Origin of the sequence: Nocardiopsis coralli, from assembly GCF_014892575.1 — a bacterium.
GTDB classification, from domain to species: domain Bacteria; phylum Actinomycetota; class Actinomycetes; order Streptosporangiales; family Streptosporangiaceae; genus Nocardiopsis; species Nocardiopsis coralli.
On the sequence record NZ_JADBGI010000036.1, the window covers coordinates 18913 to 41187 of the forward strand.

A 22275-nucleotide genomic window follows, 5' to 3' on the forward strand; every position below is an offset into this window, starting at 1 on the left:
GCTGAACCCCGGGATTGCGGGATCGTTGAGCGGCGGGGCGGCACCCGGCCCCGCTGGCTCAGGGCCCTGCCGGGGTCCGTCCTACCCCGGCAGAGTCCTCAGCCGTCCCGGCGCACCGGGCAAAGCACTGTAGAGAAGCGGTACCCGCACCACGCCGCGGTCAACACGCGGTCACGGCGCCGTTTGCCCGCGCAGGGCGGTCGCGGGGCCGCGTCCGGGCGCCGCCCGCGGCCTCTGCCCCGGTGTCCGAGGGCGCAGCAGTGCGGGGCCCGCGCCCCGTGGGGGTGTCCTGGGGCCTGGATGTTCCATTGACTGTTGGGAACGCAGCGAGAGTGCCGCGGGGGCGTCGCGCAGCCGGAGGGGCTGCGCCGCCAGGCGCCGTTCGAGGGTTGGTGGCGGGTGACGGTGCGGGCCGGTGTCCGCCGAACAGGCCCTAGTCTTGGGGAAGCAAGGGACGAAGGAGCCGAGAGGACAGTCGAGGACAGTGGCCCCCCACGACAACAGCCGCATGCGTGTCTCCGACGCCGACCGCGACCAGGTCGCCGCCGTCCTGCGCGAGGCCGCCGCCCAAGGACGCCTCACCTTCGAGGAGCTCGACGAACGCCTCGACCGCACCTACAAGGCCCAGGTCTACGCCGACCTCACACCCCTGGTCGTGGACCTGCCCGACGACGGCCACGGCGTCCCGGGAGGCGTCCAGGCCCCCGGCCCGGCCCCCGCGGCGCCGGGGCAGGGCGGCGGGCAGCCCATGGTCATCAACGCCAAGGGCGACGAGGCCACCCGCAAGGGCGAGTGGGAGGTCCCCGCCCGGATCGAGGTCAACGCCCGCTGGGGCTCCTGCAAGCTCGACCTGCGCCGGGCCCGCATCACCTCGCCGGTCACCGAGATCCGGATCGACGTCACCGGCGGCGAGGGCGACATCATCCTGCCCGACGGCGCCACCGCGCAGGTCGACGTCGACGCCTCCTGGTTCGGCAGCCTCTCGACCGACGTCGACTCCGTCCGCAAGCACGGGTCCCCGCACCTGGTCATCACCGGCGAGGCCAAGGGCGGCGAACTCCGGGTGCGGTACAAGAAGCTCTCCCGGTTCACCGGCCTCTTCGGCGGCTGACCTTCCCTCACACGGCACGCCCCCGCGTGCCCCGGAACAACGGAAAGGCGGCCCCGTGGGAGCGTGGTTCGCGGTCGGCGCGGCAGTGGTCTGCGCCCTCACCCCCCTGGCCTGGATCCGTGCGGCGGCCCTCGGCCGCGCCCACACCGTCGCGGACGTCCCCGCACGCCCGACGGCCGTCGTGCTCGGCGCCGCGGCCTGGGACGACGGCCCCTCCCCGCTGCTGGCCCGGCGCCTCGACCTCGCCCTCGCGCTGTACCGGGAAGGGCGTGTGGAGCGCATCGTCGTCTCCGGCGACAACCGGGAGATCTCGCGCCGGGAGACCGACACCATGACCGCCTACCTCGTCGGCCACGGGGTTCCGGACGAACACGTCGAGGCCGACCGGTACGGCTACCGCACCTGGGACACGTGCGTGCGCGTGCGCGACCTCTACGGGGTGCACGAGGCCGTCATGGTCACCCAGGCCTTCCACCTGCCGCGCACCATCGCCCTGGCCCGAGCCGCCGGTATCGACGCCGTCGGGGTCGGTGACCGGAGCATGGGGGCGCGCCGGCGTTCCACGGTGATCGGTTACGCGCGTGAGGCAGGGGCGTCGCTCAAGGCCCTGCGGGACGCGCTGCTGCGCCCGGCGCCCGCGCACACGGAGGTCTGAGGTCCCGAACCGGGCGCGTGGCCTCGGATCTCCTGGAACCGAGACCCGAGGCACCCCGGATCCGGGTTCGCAGCTCGTCCCCGAGACGGGATAATCGGGGCCATGAACGCCACCACCGGAAACGACGCCAACGACGTCCCCAGCGGGGCACACGACGTGGACTGGGCCTCACTGGCCCCCGAGGGCGGTGACCGCATCCCCGACCTGCTCGAACAGCTCGCGGGCAGCGACACTGCCGTCTCCGAACTCCACGACATCATCCACTTCCCCGCCCCCGGGCACCTGGCCGCGCCCCGCGTCGTCGACTTCCTCGTCGACATCGCCTGCGCCGAGTCCACCCCGGCCACCGACCGCTACCGCCCCCTGAGCCTGCTGCTCGAGCTGGTCAGCGCGCACGCCGAGGACCGCTTCCCCGAGGCCCGCGACCTCGACCAGTGGCGGGACGAGGTCTCCTGGGCCACCGCCAACGACGCGGAGAAGGTCCGCGAGCAGTACCGCGAGTGGGCCGAGGAAGCGCCCGACGAGCAGCACCACCGGCGTATGCGCAACCGGCTCGCCGTCATGGAACAGGACCAGGGGTCCGCGCTGCTCCAGGCCGAGCTCGACACCCACCTCGCCGTGTGCGCGCGGGTGCCCGACCTCGTCGACCTGCTCAAGGGCGGCTCGAACCGCGGCGGCATGGACCGCGCGGGGGAGTGGGTCAGCTACCTGCTGGCGTTCCTGCCCTCGCAGTCCGAGCGCATCGTCTCCGAGATCACCGGCGCCTCCCACGTGCTGCTCGCCAAGGACCTGCGTCCCACCCCGCAGCAGCCCACCAGCTTCCGCGAGGCGATGAGCCAGGTCATGGACGGCGGGGAGCCCCTGCCCGCCGAGCTGTTCGCGCTCGGCCTGCTCGCCGACCCCGCCGACATCGACACCGGCATCGGCCTCACCCACCAGATGGGCGGCGGCAACCTGTACAACTCCTTCGCGGCCTCGGTCGCCATGGTGCTCGTGCACGGCGAGAACACCCCGCGCGAGGCCCTGCGCCGCATCGGCCGCGGCGGGGGCACGAACATGGGCTACGAAGGGCTCTTCAACGAGTCGTGGCCGCACTGCGGCAACCGTTCCCCGCAGGTGCTGGGCTTCCTCGCCCTGGGCCGGGCCGGTGAGCGCGCCCGCCGCCTGCGCATGGACATCCTGCCCGGGCTCATCAAGGGCGAGGAGGAGTCGCGCGCCCTCGTCACCGGGGTGGGCCTGGAGCTCGTCCTGGGCCCGCGGTCCAAGGAGCACACCGCCGAGGAGCACGCGAGCGCGGAGTACGACGAGGAGACGCTCAAGGTCCTGTGGACCATCGCCGAGCTGCCCGCCTCCGCCTGGGAGGACGAGGAGCTGCGCGCCACCCTGCGGGCCTGGGCGCTGCCCGACAACGCCGAGGACTACTGCGAGCTGGTGGGTGCGGAGCCCGAGCCCGAGGAGGCGGCCGATGAGCCCGCCCCGGTCGAGCAGGCCCGCCCCGTGGAACAGGAGCGGCCCCAGGGGCTGCTGGGGCGGCTGTTCGGCGGCGGTCGCTGACGCTGCCGTGCCGCGGGCGCCCCGTCGTTCCCCTCGAGGGACGGGGCGCCCGGATCCTGACGGGGTCCTGGCGAGCGCTCGGCGCTCACCCGTGCCGGATCCGGTGACCGGGGTCGGCCCGCCGGACACCCGGACACCCTCGGCAGGCACCCGGGGGCGCGTTCCAGCGGCGTGTTTTCCGGTTTCCGGGGCGGCCGATGGCCGGGCAGCTGCGGCGGGCGTTCTCCGGCTCACGCCGGCCGGGGCGCCCAGGGGGCGTGTTCTACCGGTGTGTTTTTCGGTTTCCGGGGCGGCCGATGGCCGGGCAGCTGCGGCGGGGCTTCCTCGGCTTACGCCGGCCGGGGTGCCCAGGGGGCGAGTTCCACAGGGGTGTTCTTCGGTTTCCGGGGCGGCCGATGGCCGGGCAGCTGCGGCGGGGCTTCCTCGGCTTACGCCGGCCGGGGTGCCCAGGGGGCGAGTTCCACAGGGGTGTTCTTCGGTTTCCGGGGCGGCCGATGGCCGGGCAGCTGCGGCGGGGCTTCCTCGGCTTACGCCGGCCGGGGTGCCCAGGGGGCGAGTTCCACAGGGGTGTTCTTCGGTTTCCGGGGCGGCCGATGGCCGGGCAGCTGCGGCGGGGCTTCCTCGGCTTACGCCGGCCGGGGTGCCCAGGGGGCGAGTTCCACAGGGGTGTTCTTCGGTTTCCGGGGCGGCCGATGGCCGGGCAGCTGCGGCGGGGCTTCCTCGGCTTACGCCGGCCGGGGTGCCCAGGGGGCGAGTTCCACAGGGGTGTTCTTCGGTTTCCGGGGCGGCCGATGGCCGGGCAGCTGCGGCGGGGCTTCCTCGGCTTACGCCGGCCGGGGTGCCCAGGGGGCGAGTTCCACAGGGGTGTTCTTCGGTTTCCGGGGCGGCCGATGGCCGGGCAGCTGCGGCGGGGCTTCCTCGGCTTACGCCGGCCGGGGTGCCCAGGGGGCGAGTTCCACAGGGGTGTTCTTCGGTTTCCGGGGCGGCCGATGGCCGGGCAGCTGCGGCGGGGCTTCCTCGGCTTACGCCGGCCGGGGTGCCCAGGGGGCGAGTTCCACAGGGGTGTTCTTCGGTTTCCGGGGCGGCCGATGGCCGGGCAGCTGCGGCGGGGCTTCCTCGGCTTACGCCGGCCGGGGTGCCCAGGGGGCGAGTTCCACAGGGGTGTTCTTCGGTTTCCGGGGCGGCCGACGGCCGGACAGCTGCGGCGGGCGTTCTCCGGCTCACGCCGGCCGGGGCGCGCGGCCGCTTCTGCCGATCACCGGCTCGCGAGTGCGTCGTCCACGCCGGTCTCGTAGTCGCCCAACAGCTGCGGCTCCGGCAGCGACCGGGCCGTCACCGCCGCCGACAGCGCCGCGGGTACCTCGCGCAGCCATCCGTACACCGTGCCCGTGCTGCGCTCGTCCATGAGGGACTCGCCCACACCCACCGCGTCGATCCCCGCGGCCCGGCACAACCGCACCGCCCGCGGCACGTGGAAGTCCTGCGAGACGACCGTGGCCTCCTCCACCCCGAAGATCTCCGCCGCCCGCGCGCAGGTGTCCCACGTGGAGAAACCCGCGTGGTCGCCGACGACGTGCTCCTCCGGAACACCCGCCTCCACCAGGTACGCGGCCATCGTGTCGGTCTCGTTGTAGTGGTCGTCGCCGTTGTCTCCGCTGACCAGCACCACCTCGACGCTGCCCGCCTCGTAGAGCTCCACGGCCACGTCGAGGCGGTGGGAGAGCATCCGGCTGGGCTCACCGTCCGAACGCACGCCCGCGCCCAGCACCACGGCGACGGGGCGGTCGGGGACGTCGGCCGCGGCGTGGCGGTGGTCCGACGTGGAGTTCAGCTGCCACACGAACGCCACGGTGCTCAGCACGGCGACGGCCGCGCACACGGCCACGGCGGCGCGCAGCACCAGGCGCGCGCGGGAAGGGCGGGAAGAGGGTTCCGGGTCGGTCACACCCGGGTGGACGAGCGGGACCGCGCAGAGGTTCCTGGCCGGAACCGGCAATCCTGCTGCGCCCGCGATCCCCGCCCAGCTAGGGTCTCCCGCATGTCCCACGAGTCACCGAGATCCCCCCAGTACCGGCAGATCGACGCACTGCCGCGGCGGTTGCGAGCCCTGACCGACCTCGTCCCCGGAACCATGCGGGAAGGGGTCGGCATGCACGACTACGACGGGGTCGTCGCCGATCTCTCGCCCGGCGGGGTGGAGGCCGGGATGCGCCGCCTCGACACCGAGGCCGTCCGCGCGTACGGGGACCCCCACGACGAGGCGCACGCCACCGCGTTCGAGGACGGGCTGCGCCTGAGCAACCTGCAGCTGGAGGAGTACCGCTCCAACCCGCTTCTGCACGTGTCGGAGATGGACCTGTCCGGCTACGACCGCGAGTACGCACCGCGGGAGCAGCGCGAACGGGCCAAGCGCGAGCACCTGCGCCACTGGCCGCGGCTGGTCGAGAACGCGCTCACGTCGTTGGACCGGGTCCCGGCGCCGGTCGCACGTTCGCTCATGGGCGCGGTCGAGGGCGTGGGTGCCGACGTGCCCGCTGACCTGCCCCCGCAGGAGAAGGAGACCGCCCTGGCCGCCCACGCGCGCCTGGTCGCGCACGTGCGCGAGGCCGCCGAGAACGGGCCCGCCGAGGCGACGCTGGGCGCGGACCGCCTCGCCCGGCTCATGGGGGTCCCGGAGGCCGCCGACGTCGACCTGGCCGCGCTCGCCCGCCGGGCCGACGAGGAACGCGACCGGCTCCTGGACGGCCTGGGGGAGGCCGCCGCACGCCTGGAGCCCGGGCGCGACGCCATGGACCTCACCCGCGAGCTCACCGCCCGCCACCCCTCCGCCGACCGGGTGCTCGACGCGGCCCGGGAATGGACCCGGCTGGCCCGCGACTTCACCGCCGAGCGGGGCCTGGTTCCGGACGACACCGGGGACTGCCGGGTGGAGGAGTCCCCGGAGTCGCAGCGCTGGGCCACCGCGATGATGGCCGGCGGCGGGCCCTGGGAGGGCGACACCCCGTCGTACTACTACATCACCCCGCCGCAGCCCACGTGGTCGCCGCAGGAGAGCGCCGAGTGGCTGGAGATGTTCAGCCACACCACCCTGCCCGCCGTGAGCGTGCACGAGGTCGCGCCCGGCCACTTCTCGCACTGGCGGTCGATGCACGCGCTGGAGAGCCCCGTACGTGCCGCGCTGCACTCGATGACCTTCGCCGAGGGGTGGGCGCACTACGCGGAGGAGATGCTGCTGGAGGAGGGCTTCGGTGCCTACGCCGCCGAGCGGGTGGCCGGCGCCGGGTTCCTGGACGGGCACGACTGGACCCCGACCCACTACGAGATCGGGGTCTACGTGGAGGCCCTGATCCGGGTCACGCGCCTGTCGGTGGCGATCGCGATGCACACCGGCGGCGCGAACGTCGCGGAGGGGGCTGCCCGGTTCGAGGCGGACACCCCGTTGCGGGGACCGGCCGCGCTCTCCGAGGCCCGCCGCGCGACCTTCGACCCCACGTACGGGCGGTACACGTGGGGCAAGCTCGAGATCCTGGAGGTGCGCGAGCGCGCCCGCCGTGCGTGGGGTGAGGGGTTCTCGCTCGCACGGTTCCACCGCGCCCTGCTCGCGCTGGGTTCGCCGCCCATCGGGCTGCTCGGGAACGCGCTCGAACGGGGGTGACGGGCGCGCGGGACGTTCCCAGGGCGAGGGCTCCGTGCCGTGTGGTGCGGAAGCGCTCGATCCAGGTTTCGGGGCGGCGTGGCCGGATCGCCCCGGGCTCGCCGCACCTGTCGGGTGGCGGCTTCGAGGGTGTAGGTGCCGTCGGGTCCTTCCGTGTGACGCGGCCCCGGGCCGCGTCACACGATTCTCTGGGCCGGACCCAGGTCGGGTGCGGGCCGGGGACGTGGGCCGGTGCTCTGCAGGCTTCCGTCCCGGAGGACCCCGGTCCTGGGGCCGGGGCCCTTTAGGTCCGCGTCCCGGGCCGGTCTCCCGTCGGACCCCGGCCCGGGCCCGAACAGGTAGGTCAGGCCGAGGGCGCACGGCCGGGGAGGCCGAGCTCGGCCAGTGCTGCTCGCACGCGCCCCTGCCCCCGGTCCAGTGCCTGCGCGGCGCGGTCGGCGTCCACCTCCGCCAGCAACGACACCAACGCGGTCCGGGTGTCGCCGCCGGCCGCGGTCAGGGCGCGGGCGCACTCCTCCTCGCCGAGCCCCGTGGCCTGCACCAGGATCGTCACCACACGCCCGCGCAGCTTCCCGTTGGTGGCGTCCACACCCACCATCAGGTTCGAGTAGGTGCGACCCATCCGCACCATCACCGCGGTCGAGAACGAGTTCAGCGCCAGCTTCTGCGCGGTCCCGGCCTTCATGCGCGTGGAACCGGCGATGACCTCGGCCCCGGTTGCCATCCCCACGTGCACGTCGGCGGCGTCGGCGAGGGGCGCGTCCGGGTTGGCGCTGATGAGTACCGTGCGGGCTCCGCGTTCCCGAGCCGCCTCCAGCGCACCGCCCACGTACGGGGTCCGACCGCTCGCGGCCAGCCCGACGACCAGCGACCCCGGGGTGACGACGGCGGCGTCCACCCGCCCCGTCTCCCAGTCGTCCTCCACACCCTCGACGGCGCGCTGGACGGCCTCGTTGCCGCCCGCATGGTGCGCGACGACCCACTCCGGGGGCACCCCGTAGGTGGGAGGGAGTTCCGCCGCGTCCTGGGTCGCGATCCGGCCCGAGGTCCCGGCGCCGAAGTAGTGGATGGCGGCCCCGCTCGCCAGAGCCGCCACCCCCGACTCCACGGCCCGGGCCAGCTCCGGCAGGACGGCGCCCACCGCGCGCGGGACCGTCGTGTCCTCGGCGTTGATCTCCCGCAGGATCCCCAACGCCGGCAACAGGTCGATGTCGTAGGTGCCCGAGTTCCGTTCCTCGGTGGGGGCGCGCACGATCACGGCCTCACCCTCGGCCGTCCCGTGGTCCCCGTTCCGGGACGGGGTGTCACCGTCGTCCACAGCCCTCTCCTCTTCGGTCCGCACCCGGGTTCTCCCTCACTCTGCTGCGCCGCCGCGGCGGCGTCTGCGGTCGTCGTGCATCCGGAGTCCGCGGACCGCCTCGTAGGTCGTCTCCAGGGCGGTGCGGCTGTCTGCGTAGCGGAGCTGGGCGAGACCGACGAACAGGCAGTCCACCACCGTCAGCTGGGCGAGCCGACTGGCGGTGGCCCCCGACCGGAACGTCGTCTCGCGGGCCGCCGTGGTCAGGACGTGGTCGGCGAACCCGATGGCCGAACGCGGGAAGTTGGTGATCGCCACGGTCTTGGCGCCGCGGCGGCCCGCCTCCGTCAACGCCTGCACGGTGTCCAGGGTCGCGCCGCTGTGGGAGATGCCGATCGCGACGTCGTCCCCGCCCAGGAGTGCGGCGCTGGTGAGCATCACGTGCGCGTCCGACCACGAGAACGAGGCCAGCCCGATCCGGTGCAGCTTCTGTTGCAGGTCGGCCCCGACGAACGCGCTGGCGCCCACGCCGTACACGTCCACGCGCCGTGCCCCGGCCATGGCGTCGATGACCGCGCGGAGCTCGTCGACGTCGAGGGCGGCACCGGTCTCCTCCACGGCCTTGGCGTCGGTGTAGGCGATCTTGTGCACCACGGACGCGAGGGTGTCGTCGGGGTTGATGTCGCTGGAGGGCTCGGCCGTGGTGGACCGCGCCCCGCGCACCTGCCCGGCCTCGGTCGCCAGCGCCAGGCGCAGCTCGCGGTATCCGCTGAAGTCGATGGTGCGGCAGAACCGGATGACGGTGGCCTCGGAGGTGGCGCAGTCCTTGGCGAGCTGGGTGATGGAGGAGGCGGCGGCGCGTTCGGGGTCGTCGACGATGCGCTGCGCGACGCGGCGCTCGGCGGGGGCCAGGGACGGCAGCAGCGAACGGATCCGCAGGACCGTCGTGGGCACCGGGGACGCGGCCGTCTGCTCGGTCTCCTCGTGCTCGTCGGTCGGCTTCGGGATTTGCGCCATGGAGGAAAGTTTCTTTCGGTCGTGGTGCAGAGTCAACGCGGTGAGGGGAAAAATCGGGAGAATCCAGGATTCCAAGTGCGGCCCTGTGCGGCAAGTGCCCCGGATCCGTTGCGCCGTCCCAGCTCAGCGGGCACGCTTGGTCACGTACAGGCGCGACGGGCCGGCGCGGAGATGCCCGCGAGCGCCGTCGCAGGGGGGATGCGGAGTGTCGCTGGGCGGCCGGGCCGAGCCGCGGGTGCGCGTGGGGTTGTTGGGCCGCCTCACCGTCGAGACCGGGGGAGAACCCCTGTTGCTGCGCGGGAACAAACGCCGTGCCCTGCTCGCCGCCCTTCTGTTGCGTGTGGGCCGTACGGTACCCGCCGGTGTGCTGGCCACCCGGATGTGGGGACACGAGGCGGCGGGAACGGACCGCAGGGGCGCGCTCCAGGTGCACGTGGCCCGTCTGCGCGCGCTCTTCACCGAGCAGCTGGGGACGCCGCTGGTGCTCGGGGACGACGGCGGATACCGGGTCGAGCTCCGCGACGAGGACTGCGACCTGCTGCGGTTGCGTTCGCTCGTGCGGGCGGCGCGCGAGGCCGGGCGCCGGGGGGACCGCACGGGGTGCGCCGATCTCTTCGCGCGGGCCCTGGAACTGTGGCGCGGCCCGGTACTGGTGGACGTGCCCGGGCAGGTGCTGCACGAGGAGGACGTCGCGCCGCTCACCGAGGAGCTGCTGGGCGCCGCGGAGGAGGGGTGTGCCGCTGCCCTGGCCCACGGCGACCACGAGCGGGTGGCGGTGCGCATCCGCGACATCAGCGCCGATCACCCCGAACGCGAGCCGTTGGTTCGGATGCGGATGAGGGCGCTGCACCGGAGCGGGCGCCGCGACGAGGCGCTGCGGGTGTACGAGCGGACGCGGGCGGCCCTGGCCGCGCGGCGGGGCGCGGAGCCCGGCGACGAGCTGTGCTCGGTGTACCGGGCGGTGCTGTTGGACGACGCCGGCGCGGGTACTGGGCCCGGTGCCGGTGCGTGGCGCCGCGGGGTCGACGGGGTCGCTGCGCGCCGTGAGCCCGGCGCCGTTACGGGGGCGGCCGGCGCTGCAGGCGCTGCCCATCGTTCCGGTGGCGGAACGGCCGGCGGCCGCAGTGATGCGGGAGCCCCCGGGGCTTCGGAATCGGACGTCGGCGGGTCGCCCCCGGTTCCTCGCCCGCGGGAGCCCGGTGTTCGAGGCGAGCCGGGCGCCCCAGGGGTTCTCCCGGGCCACGGGGATCACGTAGATCACGAGGGCCACACGTGTCACGCGGGCCACGGGCAGCACGCAGAATGCGCAGGCCACGCAGGCCACACGTGCCAAGAAGGCACTGGGTGCCCCGGTCGCGCGGTTCCCGAACGCTCGGGTGCGCCGGGCGGCCCCGGTGTTGCCGGGGCTCACGTGGGCCCCGAAGGCCCTTCACCGAGCCCCGGGGGCCCTGCGCATACGAACCCCGTTTCCGAAGGCCCCACGGACCCCGCAGGTCGTGCGGGCGCGTCGTCCGGGGCCGAAGGCGGACGCCGGCCGGTGCCGGCGCAGGCACACGCGGGCCCGTCCGTGGCGGGCCCCGGGGCGCCGTCGAGCGAGGGGGCAGATCACGCGCACGCGTGCGCGGGTGGTGCTGCCTGTCGAGGAGAGTGCGCGCCCGAGGGCCCTACTGCGCACGGTCGGGGACCGGAACCGGGTGTCGATGCGACGCCTCCTGGTGTGCAGGCGCATGGGCACGCCCCGGCACAGGAACAAGGCGCCGCGGCCGCGTCCACCCCGCGCGGGAACGCGCAGGCGCCGGGCTCAGGCCCCGTGCCCGCCTCCGGCGCCGCGCACGGGCGCGGGCCGGGACCGGCCCCGGTGGCGCGCGGTGCGACGCATGGGCACGGTCAGGCGGTGGAACCCCACGCGGGGGATGCGCCCGCGGCCGGGCCGGCGCAGCGGCAGGACCCGACCCCGCGCGGCGGGCTGGTGCGGCTCCCGGAACCGCGCGCGCCGAAGGTGCCCGCCGAGCTCCCCGCCCCGCCGGGGCCGGTGGTGGGACGCAACGCGGCGCTGATCGAGCTGGACCGGCTCGCCGACCCCTACGGCGCCCGGCCCCGTCCCGTCCTGCTCCGCGGCCCCCTCGGAACCGACGCGAGCGCGCTCGCCCTGCACTGGGCGCACTCCGTCCTCGACGCGTTCCCCGACGGCCAGCTCTACGTGGACCTGCGCGAGGCCGACCGTGCCCCGCGCCGGACGATCGACGTGCAGCGCTGCCTGCTGCGGGCCCTGGTCCCGGACCCGTCCGCGCACCGTCCCCGCGACACGGTGGAAGGCGCGGCCCTGCTCCGTTCGGCGCTCGCGGGGCGGCGCGTCCTGGTCCTCATCGACCACGCACGCTCCGCCGACCAGGTCCGCCCCCTCCTCCCGGGCGCCGGGTGCGCGGTCCTGGTCGTCAGCCGGATCCGACTCACCGACCTCATGGCGTTCGAGGGGTTCCGTACCGTGAGCATCGGCCCGCTCGGGGACGGCGACGCCGTACGTGTGCTCGCCGACCTCCTCGGCCGCGGGCCCGACCCGGAGCTCGAGCTCCTGGCGGGCATCTGCGACGGCCTTCCCCTCGTCCTGCGCATGGCGGCGGCGTGGCTGCGCGCCAACCCCGAGCAGACCGTTCCGGAACTCGTGCGCAGGGTGGGGGAGGTGGACCCGGCGCGGGCTCGCACCCCGGTGGCCCGAATGGCCTCCGTCCTGAACGCCGGGCCCGTGGCGAACCGTCGCGACCGCGGGGAAGTACCGACCGCTCCCGGCCCGCCTGAGCAGAGTGTGCGCCTTGCGTCTTACGTCCGGCTTTCACCGCGGTGACATGGGCACCAAGGCCCAGCCACCGGGGTCAATCGGGAACCGGGTCGCGAGGCCTGCGAGGGGCCGGAGGTCAACGGCGTTTGTGAAATCGGCCAGATCTTCTTCGAGGGGTCCTCAGCGCTCACGCGAGTCGCTAGTGTCAGGTCCATGGCACAGAACAACGAACCCAACCCTGACCCGGCGGGCACCACGCAGCACTTCCGCCGCTTCGTCGACGACAACCCCGAGCCGGAGGAGACCGCCCGGCGCCCGATTCTGCCGTTGGTCCTGGCCGGGGTGGGCGTCGTGCTCGCGATCGGCATCATCGTCGCACTGGTCCTGGCCTTCGCCTAGATCCGGTACGGCGAACCGGTCCCGGGTCGGTTCTGCGTCGATTCGCGGCCGTCCCGAGCTCCTGCTAGAGTTGATGACGTCGCCAGGGAGGCCGCCCGGAAGGGCAGGAGCCACCCGGACGAGCGGCAGGCGTCATTAGCTCAGTTGGCAGAGCAGCTGACTCTTAATCAGCGGGTCCAAGGTTCGAGTCCTTGATGACGCACGAGCACGGTGACCTCGGTCGAAACACCGGGGTCACGCTTGTGCCGCACGGAGGCCCTGTGTCCCAGATCGCCTCCGGTGCGAATCGGAACACTCCGGAGTTCCGGTAGAGTGGGAACGGCGGAAGGGCCCGGCCCGGACGCCACACAATAAGCGCCATTAGCTCAGTTGGCAGAGCAGCTGACTCTTAATCAGCGGGTCCAAGGTTCGAGTCCTTGATGGCGCACCACACAGCAGAGGCCCCGGTCGTCCGACCGGGGCCTCTGTCGTGTCCGGGGTTCCCCGTGCCCCCGGCGCTTCCCGCAGAATCCGTGCGTCTTCGCCGGAACCGGAACGCCGCCGGCGGCGTCACAACCCATCGGAACCCCTTCCCCCGGANGCGCACCACACAGCAGAGGCCCCGGTCGTCCGACCGGGGCCTCTGTCGTGTCCGGGGTTCCCCGTGCCCCCGGCGCTTCCCGCAGAATCCGTGCGTCTTCGCCGGAACCGGAACGCCGCCGGCGGCGTCACAACCCATCGGAACCCCTTCCCCCGGAACGCACACAGCACTGAACTCGCCGTTCTGAAAACTGCGCGGCACTGCTCGAATTCGGTTCGGTGCCGGCGCCGTTCCCGCGCCATTTCCCCATGGCGCCCGCGATCCGCCGTTTCCAGGTGGAGCACGGTCTCGACCAGGCACGACGGGTGATCGTCCGAGTGTTCTCGGTACAGGGGAATGGCTTGCAGAACGGAATTGACACTCGTGCGCCGATGGGTAATTCTTGCCTTCTCCCGTTGCACGGGAGCCCCCTTCGAAACCCCCTGGAGTACATTCATGCCCTCAGTCCTCAACGCACGACGTGTCGCCGCCTCCACCCTCGCCCTGGGCGCCGTGGGCGCACTGTCCGGTTGCGGTGTTCTGACCGGTCTCCTCGGCGGCAACGTCCTCTCGGTCGAGGTCGGCGACTGCTTCGTCGTCTCGGACATGGAACAGTCGCTGTCGGAAGGCGCGGTCACGGACGTTCCGCTGGTCGACTGCGACGAGCCGCACGACGGCGAGTTCTTCTACGCGGAGGACCTGCCCGACGGCGACTTCCCCGGCGAGGCCGCCGTCGACGAGCAGGCCATGGAGCTCTGTGAGGGACAGGCCTTCACGGACTTCGTCGGCACCGACTACATGACGAGCGAGATCTGGGCCAGTTACCTCGTGCCCACCGAGGAGAGCTGGGACCGCGCCGACGACCGGGAGATCCTCTGCTACCTCGAGACCATGGAGACGGTCACCGGCAGTCAGGAGGGCGCCGGCATCTGATCGGGCCGGACCCGGCCGGACCCCGCCGAACCCCCGCATGAGCCGCCGTGACCTGCACAGTCACGGCTGCGGGGGAGAGGCCCCCGAGCAGATCGCCCGATTTGCACACCCCTGCGACGGAACCAGCGGCCGGGTGTGCGCATCATTACGAGTGTCACCGGTTGTCAGGCCGGTACATGACCGAACCGAACAGTGGAGTGCCCATGTTGTCCGAATCGCGCCGCTCGCTGCCCGGCCGCATCGTTCTCGGGACCCTCGCAGCCGGTGCCGCGCTGTCGCTCTCGGCGTGCGGCCAACTGCCCCTGCTGCCCCCGGCCCTGAGCGGTGACAGCGCGGACGAGAGCCCGTCGCCCGAGCCCACCGAGGAGGAGTCCCCCGAGACGGAGGAGCCCACCGAGGAGCCCGTCGAGACCGAGGAGCCCCCGGAACAGGTGGACCCCGAGGACACCGACGTGTTCACCCTCCGCGTCGGCGACTGCCTCAACGAGATGGAGTCCAACCCCGACGAGACCGTCTCCGAGGTCCCCAAGGTCGACTGCGAGGAGCCGCACGACTTCGAGGTCTACGAGACCACGGACCTGGACGGCGACAGCACCTTCCCCGGTGAGGAAGAGGTCGCCGGGCTTGCCGACGAGGCGTGCGTCGACGCCTTCGAGGGCTTCGTGGGTGTGGAGTGGGAGGAGTCCACTCTGGAGTACACCACGCTCTTCCCGACCGCCGAGGGCTGGGAGGACCACAACGACCGCGAGGCCCTGTGCCTGGTGTTCGACCCCGCGGGCCAGACCGAGGGGACCCTCGACAACGCCCGGTTCTAGGACCGGCCGGTTCTGAGGCCGGCCGCCGCCGACGGCCCTTCACGTGAACCCCCGGAGCAACGCTCCGGGGGCTCCGTCGTGTCCGGGGCAGGTCTCCAACCGGAAACAAACGCGTGCTCCCCCTGGTGCGGGACATCGGGCTCGGTTACTGTGACCATCTATTAGGAAAGTTTCCTATTAGTCCCCCCGATACCCCCCGCCCGAAGGAGCACCCCTCCCGTGGCAACCGACATCGCGGCCACCCCTCCGCCGCCCGACCCCGGTGGCGGCGCCACGACCGCCCGGGACGACGGGGCCCGCGTCCCGCCGCTGCGCCGGATCTGGTCGAACTACGTGTTCGTGAAGGTCCGCAAGGCCTTCGTCGTCGTGTTCGTCGTCGCCAACGTGACCTTCTTCCTCGGCAGGGCCATGCCGGGCGACCCCGTCGACGTCATGGCCGGCCGCCTCACGCAGGGCGGCATGTCCATGGACGAGGCGCGCGCGGTCGCGATCAACTCCCTGGCCTACGACCCCGACGCCCCGCTCTGGAGCCAGTGGTGGGAGTTCATCTCCGGCCTGGCCACCCTCGACATGGGCAACACCATCAACCGGCCCGGGCAGACCGTGGCCGAGGCGATCGGCGCGTACCTGCCCTGGACCCTGTTCAGCATCGGCGTCGGAACGCTCGTGGCCATCGTGCTCGGCCTGGCCCTGGGCATGGTCATGGCCTACTGGCGCAACCGGGTGCTCGACCACGTGCTCAGCGTCGTCGCCTCCGTGCTCGGTGCGGTGCCGAACTACCTCATCGCGATGCTGCTCGTCACCGGCGGCGGCATGTACCTCGGCTGGTTCGACCCCATCGACCTGCGCGGCACCCTCAGCCCCGGTGTGGAACCCGGGCTGACCGCGGAGTTCGTCGGCGACGCCCTCTACCACGCGGCCCTGCCGATCGTCACCTACGTGCTCGCCATCATCGGCACGTGGATGCTCGTCATGAAGGCCTCCACCACCGAGGTGCTCGGCGAGGACTACGTCACCGTCGCCCGGGCCCGCGGGCTGCGCGACCGCCGCATCGCCTTCTCCTACGTCGGCCGCAACGCCGTCCTGCCGTTGGTCGCCCAGATCGCGATCTCCTTCGGGACCCTCGTGGGCGGCGCGATCTTCGTCGAGCAGGTCCTGGTCTACAAGGGCGTGGGCGGGCTGCTCCTGGACGCCGTCAACTACCGCGACTACCCGCTCCTGCAGGGGCTGCTGGTCATCATCACCACGTGCGTGGTGCTGGCCAACCTCGTCGCGGACCTCCTCTACAGCCGTCTCGACCCGCGCATCCGAACCTGAGGGGGCACCTGCATGGCCGTCACCACCTCCGCCCCCGCCGCCGGCGTCTGGGGCACCATCGCACAGGGCCTCACCCGCACCACCAGCGGGATCATCGGGCTCTGCCTGGTCCTGAGCGTCCTGGCCTTCGCGTTCGTGGGCCCCTACCTCGTGGACCCGCACAACCCCACCGACACCACCGCCATCTGGGGCCCCATCAGCTCCGAACACTGGCTGGGCACCAACCACGAGGGAAAGGACACCTTCGTCCAGCTCGTCATGGGCGGGCGCGAACCCATCTGGGTCGGAGTCGTGGCCGCGCTCATCACCGTCGCCATCGCCGTGGTCCTCGGCGGGATCGCCGGGTACGTGCGCGGACGCGTCGACCACATCCTGCTCCAGATCACCGACATCACCATGACGATCCCGTTCATCGTCCTGATGCTGGTCGTGGCCTCCTTCTACCGCACGTCCTCGCCCCTGGTGGTCTCCTTCATCATCGGGCTCGTGACGTGGCCGTTCCTCATGCGCTCGATCAGGGCGCAGGTCCTGACCCTCAAGGAACGCGAGTTCGTGGAGGCCGCCCGCCTGCAGGACCTGGGCACCGCACGCATCCTCTTCGTCGAGGTGCTGCCCAACATGGCCGGCTACATCTTCATCAACTTCATCATCGCCATCACCAACGCGATCTACGCCGTCGTCGGCATGTACCTGCTCGGCCTGCTGCCCAGCACCGCCGACAACTGGGGCCTGATGATCCAGCAGGCCTGGGACAACAACGCGTTCCTGCTGCCGTCGGCGGCGCCGTTCCTCATCGCGCCGATGGTGATGATCATGCTCTTCCAGATCGGCCTGGTCACCATGACCCGGTCCCTGGAACAGGCCCTCGACCCCCGACTCCGGGACAGGTGAGCCCCGTGACCCCCACACCCCCCGCCCCGGCCGCCGACGGGCCCCTGCTGTCCGTGCGCGGCGTCGACGTCGGGTACCGCACCGGACGCCGCACCCGGCTCACCGCGGTCCACGACGCGAGCTTCGACCTGTACCCCGGCCAGTCCATGGCCCTGGTCGGCGAGTCCGGCTGCGGAAAGACCACCCTGGGCCTCGGGCTCCTGCGCCTGCTGCCCCGCACCGGGACGGTCTCGGCCGGGCAGATCCTGTTCCGGCGCAAGAGCGGGGACCAGGTCGACGTGCGCACCCTGGCCAAGGAGGACCTGCGCCGCTTCCGCTGGAACGAGGCGGCCATGGTCTTCCAGGGCGCCATGAACGCCTTCAACCCGGTCCTGCGCATGGAGGAGCACTTCCTCGACACCTTCCGCGCCCACGAACGCCGCACCCGCAGGCCCCGCGCGGAGATCCTCGAGGAATCGGCCGAGCTCCTGGAGATGGTGCGCCTGGACCCCGCCCGGGTGCTGCCCAGCCACCCCCACGAGCTCTCCGGCGGCATGCGCCAACGCGCCCTCATCGCGCTGGCCCTGGCGCTGCGGCCCCAGCTGCTGATCCTCGACGAACCCACGACCGCGCTGGACGTGCTCACCCAGCGCTCCGTGGTCGAGCAACTCACCGAACTGCGCGAACGCCTGCGCTTCTCGATGGTCTTCATCACCCACGACCTCGGCCTGGCCGCCGAACTCGCCGACCGGGTCGGAACGATGTACGCCGGGCGCCTCATCGAGACCGGCACGACCCGGGACCTCTTCCACCGGGCACGCCACCCCTACACCTCGGCGCTCATCGGCTCCGTGCCCCCGGTCGCGGGCGACCGGCACGTGCCCGAACCCCTGCCCGGCGGGCCGCCCGGGCTCAACGCACTGCCCCCGGGGTGCTCCTTCGAACCCCGCTGCCCCCGGGCGACCGAGGAGTGCACCGCCACCCGCCCGGAGCTGAGGGTCCTGCACCCGCGGGACGAGGGGCTCAGCCACGCGGCCGCCTGCCTGCACGCCGACGGCGCCGAGCTCCCCACACGAGGAGGCCACCCGTGATCGAACAGCCCGTACCGGACACCACACCCGCACCCCGACCCGGCCGCGCGGTGTCCCCCGCCCCGGAGGGACGCGGTCCCGTCGACCGCCGCACCGAGCCGTCGGTGCTCAGCCTGCGCGGCGCCCGCCAGGTCTTCTCCACCCCGCGCGGCGACGTGCCCGCGGTGGCCGGCGTCGACCTGGACGTGCGCCCCGGGCAGGTCCTGTGCCTGGTGGGCGAGTCCGGCTGCGGCAAGACCACCACCGCGCGCATGGCCGCCGGACTGGCCGAACCCACCGGGGGAGAGGTGCTCTACCGCGGCACCGCGCTGCGGGCGCTCGGAAAGCAGGAGCGGGCCGGGTTCCGGCGTGCGGTCCAGTACATCCACCAGGACCCCTACGCGTCCCTGAACCCGGTGCGCACCGTGCACTCCACGCTCACCGCAGGGCTGCGCCGCCACGGCCTCGCCAAGGGGCGCGACCAGGCCCGCCGCGCCGCCATCGACCTGTTGGAACGCGTCGACCTGACCCCCGCCGAGGACCACCTCGACAAGTACCCGCACCAGCTCTCCGGCGGCCAGCGCCAACGCGTGGCGGTCGCCCGCGCCCTGGCGATGGACCCCGAGGTGATCATCGCCGACGAGTCCACCTCGATGCTCGACGTGTCGATCCGCGTCAGCCTGCTCAACACCCTGGGGGCGCTCCGCGACGACCTCGGTGTCGGGTTCTGCTTCATCACCCACGACCTCGCCGTGGCCAAGTACTTCGCCTGGGACGGCGAGATCGCGGTCATGTACCTGGGCAAGGTCGTGGAACAGGGGCCCACCCCCGACGTGGTCAACGACCCCCGCCACCCCTACACCCGCGCCCTGGTCTCGGCGGTGTGCGAACCCGACCCCGACCTGGCGCGCACCAAGGAACGGGTGCGGCTCCGCAGCGCCGACATCCCCGACCTGACCGACCTGCCCTCCGGATGCGACTTCCACCCCCGCTGCCCCCTGTACGAACAGGGCCGGTGCGACACCGAGCGGCCCCCGCTGGTGGAGACCGGGGGACGCCGCCTCCTGGCCTGCCACGTCGTCGACGGGCCCGGGTGAGCGGGGTGTTCCTCCTCATCGGCCGATTCGGCCTCGCCGTCGGCGCCCTGCTGGTGATCGGCGGTGCGCTCACGGTGTTCCTCAACCCCCCGGGCTCGGCCGAGTCCGTGATCAGCGTCGTCACCGTCGGGATCGGTGCGCTCGTGGTCGCCCTCGGCCTTCTCGCCCTCCTTCTCGAAAGGAAGCGCCACGAATGACCTCCATCCCCCAGAAGCACGCGCTCCTGCCCGACCTGAGCCGGCGCCGCCTGCTGCGCGCGGTCGGTTTCGGCACCGCCGGTGCGGCCGGTGCCGGGCTCCTGACCTCCTGCGCCGGCGGTGACTCGGCCGGGGACGGGCCCACGCAGTTCACCGGGGTCTTCGACTTCGACCTCGACTCCCAGACCCGCAACGTGCACACCGAGGACGGGGCGCTGTTGCTCAACTCCGTGTACAAGGACCTCTTCCTGTGCACGGGTGCGATGTTCAACTGGGACACCCACGAGTGGGACCACCTGCTGCTGGAGGGCCACGAGTGGGACGGCGACGACCTGCTCGTCACGCTCCGGCCCGGCCTGCACTGGAGCGACGGCGAGAGCCTGAACGCCGACGACGCGATGTACAGCTACGCGATGCGCATCCTGGAGGCCCCGCCGTGGGGGTTCGGGTTCCCGCAGGTGGAGGAGCTCGAGAAGCTCGACGACCTCACCGTGCGCCTGGGCATGGAGGAGCGCTTCGACGGGCTGGAGCGCAGCATCCTCAAGCACCGCATCGTCTCCAAGGTCACCTACGCCGACCTGGGTGAGCGCGCCCTGGACCTGGTGCAGGACGGGGTGCGCCAGGGCGACGACGAGCACACCGAGTGGAACGCGGAGTACGTCGAGTTCGCGCCCGACGAGATCGTCTGCAGCGGCCCGTACAAGTTCGACGAGGCCCAGATGTCGGACGCGCGCATCACCCTGGTGCGCAACGAGGACGGTTACCAGGGCACCGAGGTCCACTTCGACGAGGTCGTCGTGCACAAGGGCGACAACCGGCAGTCGGCGCTGCTGGTGCAGCAGGGCGAGGTGGACTACTCGACCCTGGCGCCGTCCGCCGCCGACCAGCAGGCCTTCGAGGAGGTCGAGGGCTTCACCTGGATCGAGCACGCCGGGTACGACGGCGTCGGCCTGATGTTCAACTTCGAGGCCAAACCCGAGCTGGAGGACGTGCGGGTGCGCAAGGCCCTCGCCCTCGTCCTCGACGGGGAGCAGATCGGCCAGGTCGCACGCGGCGAGGGCTACCACCGCATCGAGCACTACACGGGGCTGGTCGACCGGCAGGCCCAGGAGCTCATGTCCGCGGAGGAACTGGACGCTCTGGAGACCTACGACCAGGACCTCGACAGGGCGGAGGAACTGCTCGAGGAGGCCGGCTGGACCAAGGAGGACGGGGTCTGGCACCTGCCCGACGGGTCCGAGTCCGGGTTCGAGGTCATCGGTGTCGCCGGGTGGAACGACTTCGAGCTCACCGCGACCCAGGTCGAGGAGGCCTGGACCGACTTCGGGATCCCGACGACCGCGCGCAACGTGCCCGAGGACAACCCGTGGGGCATCTGGGGCGCGGGCGACTTCGAGGTGGCGGTGCGGCAGTGGGGCAACCCCGAGCAGCCCGACTACTGGGGTGCGTTCCAGATGAACTTCCTGACCGAGAACGACCCCGGCAGCGACGCCCCGGGACAGTCCTTCGAGCTGGAGGTGGACAGCCCCACGCACGGCGAGGTCGACCTGCGGGAACTGGTGGACACCGCCCAGCGCGGGGACTCGGAGGAGGAGCGCACCGAGGCGCTGCGCACGATGATGACGGTCTTCAACGAGCTGCTGCCGCGCATCCCGGTGTGGGGTTACACCTACCTGTCCCCGGCGGTCGAGGGGATCCGGGTGGCGGGTTTCGACCACGACCACCCGGCCGGGCAGAACGAGCAGTACCAGGACAACCACGTGATTCTGCAGCTCATCCAGGGGGACCTGCGTCCCGTGGAGGGCTGAGCACGGTATTTCCGGTCACGGGTTCCCGCGATTCCTGCGGGTGCCCGTGCCTTCTGGTGTCCGGAATCTCTCCTCGCGGGGGGTGGATTTTCGGTCGTCCGGAGGATCAGAACCAGGAAGTAACCTCGGACAGAAAACGGACATACCACCACAAAGCACTCCAAATCCTGTGCGCTGCGAGGTCCCTGTGCAGGGCGTTCTCGCATGTCAGGGCGGGAATCTCCGGTTCGCTCCCCGTCGATCTCCGATTCTTCTGTCAAGGCGGTCCGGCTTTGTTAGTCTGGCGAACCGAACGACGGTTCTCGGCGTAAGTACAGGAATTGTGCGGGGTATGGATACTTGTCTCCCGGCCGGCTCGCTGAGCCGGGCCGACACCCGCCCCTCCCGTGCACACACCGCACAGAACCGTCGCGGCGTTCCCCCGGCGAACGGGGCACCCGGTCGAGACGACGGGGGCCCGGTCGCGGTCCCCGGCACGGCCCCCTCCCCTCGGAGGGCGACGGCAGCGGACCACCGCCGCCCCGCCCACCCGAGTCGAGGAGACGAGATCGTGGCACAGGCGCAGTCACCGCACGACGGCGACGACCCCCTCCTGTCCCGGACGGCGTCGACGGAGGATGGGCACGCAACCAGGCGGGAGGGACGGCTGCGCCGGGCCATCTCGCGGATGGTCAGAGCGTACGAACCCCCGGAGACCGAGCAAGGATTTCCCGTGCATCAGCCCGTGCATCCGCACTCGCAGAATCCAGGTGGCCACCCGTCCGGGACCGGGGGCGGAGACGCCACGGGACCCCACACCCGGTCCGCTGAGGACGGATACCGGCCAGCAGCACCGACGAGTGTGCCCAACCCCTACACGACCCCGCGCGCCGAGGTCGACGACGTCGACGACGGCACCGCCCAGGTCGGAACCTGGCGCGGGGTCGGACTCGACGAACCCGAGCCGCGCAGCCCGCAGCCCCACGTCACGACGACGGACACCATGACCGACACTCCCTTCTCATCAGAGAACGCCGAGACCGACGACCACCGCGGGCAACCGGCCCCCGGGCACACGGGCTCACCCGCGCAGGGCGCCCACGCCGGACCCCCGGCCGCCCAGGCGCCGGCCCCGGCACCCGGCCGCCCGCCCGCGGACCCGCAGC

Annotated in this window: 17 protein-coding genes, 2 tRNA genes and 1 pseudogene; 17 read left to right on the plus strand and 3 right to left on the minus strand. The window is 72.5% G+C overall.

Translation table 11 applies throughout. The features are described 5' to 3' along the window. Positions 1 to 484: 484 nt before the first annotated feature. From IDM40_RS26320 to IDM40_RS26330, 3 genes are all read left to right on the plus strand, one after another. Positions 485 to 1111 (plus strand): DUF1707 SHOCT-like domain-containing protein, encoded by a 627-nt coding sequence (locus tag IDM40_RS26320; RefSeq protein WP_328807135.1) that lies wholly within the window; start codon positions 485 to 487, stop codon positions 1109 to 1111. A 55-nt stretch (positions 1112 to 1166) separates the two neighbouring features. Next, positions 1167 to 1766, plus strand: a complete 600-nt coding sequence (locus tag IDM40_RS26325; RefSeq protein ID WP_193124779.1) for a SanA/YdcF family protein — start codon at positions 1167 to 1169, stop codon at positions 1764 to 1766. A 102-nt stretch (positions 1767 to 1868) separates the two neighbouring features. Beyond that, a complete protein-coding gene (locus IDM40_RS26330) occupies positions 1869 to 3320 on the plus strand; it encodes a hypothetical protein (protein WP_193124780.1) in 1452 nt (483 codons plus the stop codon). Positions 3321 to 4575: 1255 nt separating this feature from the next. On the opposite strand, the gene IDM40_RS26335 is transcribed toward IDM40_RS26330, so the two are convergent. Then, positions 4576 to 5265, minus strand: a complete 690-nt coding sequence (locus tag IDM40_RS26335; protein WP_193124781.1) for a SanA/YdcF family protein — start codon at positions 5263 to 5265, stop codon at positions 4576 to 4578. A 93-nt stretch (positions 5266 to 5358) separates the two neighbouring features. Here IDM40_RS26335 and IDM40_RS26340 point away from each other — a divergent pair, with 93 nt between their 5' ends. After that, the gene (locus tag IDM40_RS26340; RefSeq protein WP_193124782.1) at positions 5359 to 6975 is read left to right on the plus strand and encodes a DUF885 family protein; all 1617 of its coding nucleotides are present in this window, start codon (positions 5359 to 5361) and stop codon (positions 6973 to 6975) included. A 343-nt stretch (positions 6976 to 7318) separates the two neighbouring features. On the opposite strand, the gene IDM40_RS26345 is transcribed toward IDM40_RS26340, so the two are convergent. Further along, positions 7319 to 8293, minus strand: a complete 975-nt coding sequence (locus tag IDM40_RS26345; protein ID WP_193124783.1) for an N-acetylmuramic acid 6-phosphate etherase — start codon at positions 8291 to 8293, stop codon at positions 7319 to 7321. 36 nt (positions 8294 to 8329) lie between these two features. After that, the gene (locus IDM40_RS26350; RefSeq protein WP_193124784.1) at positions 8330 to 9289 is read right to left on the minus strand and encodes a MurR/RpiR family transcriptional regulator; all 960 of its coding nucleotides are present in this window, start codon (positions 9287 to 9289) and stop codon (positions 8330 to 8332) included. A 205-nt stretch (positions 9290 to 9494) separates the two neighbouring features. On the opposite strand from IDM40_RS26350, the gene IDM40_RS28435 reads away from it, so the two are divergent. From IDM40_RS28435 to IDM40_RS28980, 13 genes and pseudogenes are all read left to right on the plus strand, one after another. Beyond that, positions 9495 to 12131, plus strand: a complete 2637-nt coding sequence (locus IDM40_RS28435; protein WP_328807136.1) for a BTAD domain-containing putative transcriptional regulator — start codon at positions 9495 to 9497, stop codon at positions 12129 to 12131. A 147-nt stretch (positions 12132 to 12278) separates the two neighbouring features. Further along, on the plus strand, positions 12279 to 12464 hold the full coding sequence (locus tag IDM40_RS26360) for a hypothetical protein (protein WP_193124785.1): 186 nt from the start codon (positions 12279 to 12281) through the stop codon (positions 12462 to 12464). 129 nt (positions 12465 to 12593) lie between these two features. Beyond that, positions 12594 to 12666, plus strand: a tRNA-Lys gene (locus IDM40_RS26365). 152 nt (positions 12667 to 12818) lie between these two features. Beyond that, positions 12819 to 12894 (plus strand) — tRNA-Lys (locus IDM40_RS26370). Positions 12895 to 13479: 585 nt separating this feature from the next. After that, positions 13480 to 13956 (plus strand): septum formation family protein, encoded by a 477-nt coding sequence (locus IDM40_RS26375; RefSeq protein WP_193124786.1) that lies wholly within the window; start codon positions 13480 to 13482, stop codon positions 13954 to 13956. Positions 13957 to 14159: 203 nt separating this feature from the next. Beyond that, complete coding sequence (locus tag IDM40_RS26380) at positions 14160 to 14771, plus strand: septum formation family protein (protein ID WP_193124787.1); 612 nt, start codon at positions 14160 to 14162, stop codon at positions 14769 to 14771. Positions 14772 to 14990: 219 nt separating this feature from the next. Next, the gene (locus tag IDM40_RS26385) at positions 14991 to 16088 is read left to right on the plus strand and encodes an ABC transporter permease (protein ID WP_193124788.1); all 1098 of its coding nucleotides are present in this window, start codon (positions 14991 to 14993) and stop codon (positions 16086 to 16088) included. Positions 16089 to 16100: 12 nt separating this feature from the next. Next, positions 16101 to 16979 carry an ABC transporter permease gene (locus IDM40_RS26390; RefSeq protein WP_193124789.1) on the plus strand — a complete coding sequence of 293 codons (879 nt, stop codon included), beginning with the start codon at positions 16101 to 16103 and terminating at the stop codon, positions 16977 to 16979. Positions 16980 to 16984: 5 nt separating this feature from the next. Next, positions 16985 to 18049, plus strand: coding sequence for an ABC transporter ATP-binding protein (locus tag IDM40_RS26395; RefSeq protein WP_407940049.1), 1065 nt, complete (start codon positions 16985 to 16987; stop codon positions 18047 to 18049). 50 nt (positions 18050 to 18099) lie between these two features. Further along, complete coding sequence (locus IDM40_RS26400) at positions 18100 to 19125, plus strand: ABC transporter ATP-binding protein (protein WP_193124794.1); 1026 nt, start codon at positions 18100 to 18102, stop codon at positions 19123 to 19125. A gap of 5 nt (positions 19126 to 19130) precedes the next feature. Next, positions 19131 to 19322 (plus strand): hypothetical protein, encoded by a 192-nt coding sequence (locus IDM40_RS26405; protein WP_193124795.1) that lies wholly within the window; start codon positions 19131 to 19133, stop codon positions 19320 to 19322. Then, a complete protein-coding gene (locus tag IDM40_RS26410; RefSeq protein ID WP_193124791.1) occupies positions 19319 to 21130 on the plus strand; it encodes an ABC transporter substrate-binding protein in 1812 nt (603 codons plus the stop codon). Before IDM40_RS26405 ends, IDM40_RS26410 begins: the two co-directional genes overlap by 4 nt. Positions 21131 to 21971: 841 nt before the next feature. Next, a pseudogene (locus tag IDM40_RS28980) lies at positions 21972 to 22275 on the plus strand (ATP-binding protein); the annotation flags it as partial.

Coding starts and splice junctions, on each gene's coding strand:
- IDM40_RS26330 (WP_193124780.1), top strand. CDS start 1,869: ATGAACGCCACCACCGGAAACGACGCCAACGACGTCCCCAGCGGGGCA.
- IDM40_RS26410 (WP_193124791.1), top strand. CDS start 19,319: ATGACCTCCATCCCCCAGAAGCACGCGCTCCTGCCCGACCTGAGCCGG.
- IDM40_RS26375 (WP_193124786.1), top strand. CDS start 13,480: ATGCCCTCAGTCCTCAACGCACGACGTGTCGCCGCCTCCACCCTCGCC.
- IDM40_RS26350 (WP_193124784.1), bottom strand. CDS start 9,289: ATGGCGCAAATCCCGAAGCCGACCGACGAGCACGAGGAGACCGAGCAG.
- IDM40_RS26380 (WP_193124787.1), top strand. CDS start 14,160: ATGTTGTCCGAATCGCGCCGCTCGCTGCCCGGCCGCATCGTTCTCGGG.
- IDM40_RS26390 (WP_193124789.1), top strand. CDS start 16,101: ATGGCCGTCACCACCTCCGCCCCCGCCGCCGGCGTCTGGGGCACCATC.
- IDM40_RS26340 (WP_193124782.1), top strand. CDS start 5,359: ATGTCCCACGAGTCACCGAGATCCCCCCAGTACCGGCAGATCGACGCA.
- IDM40_RS26360 (WP_193124785.1), top strand. CDS start 12,279: ATGGCACAGAACAACGAACCCAACCCTGACCCGGCGGGCACCACGCAG.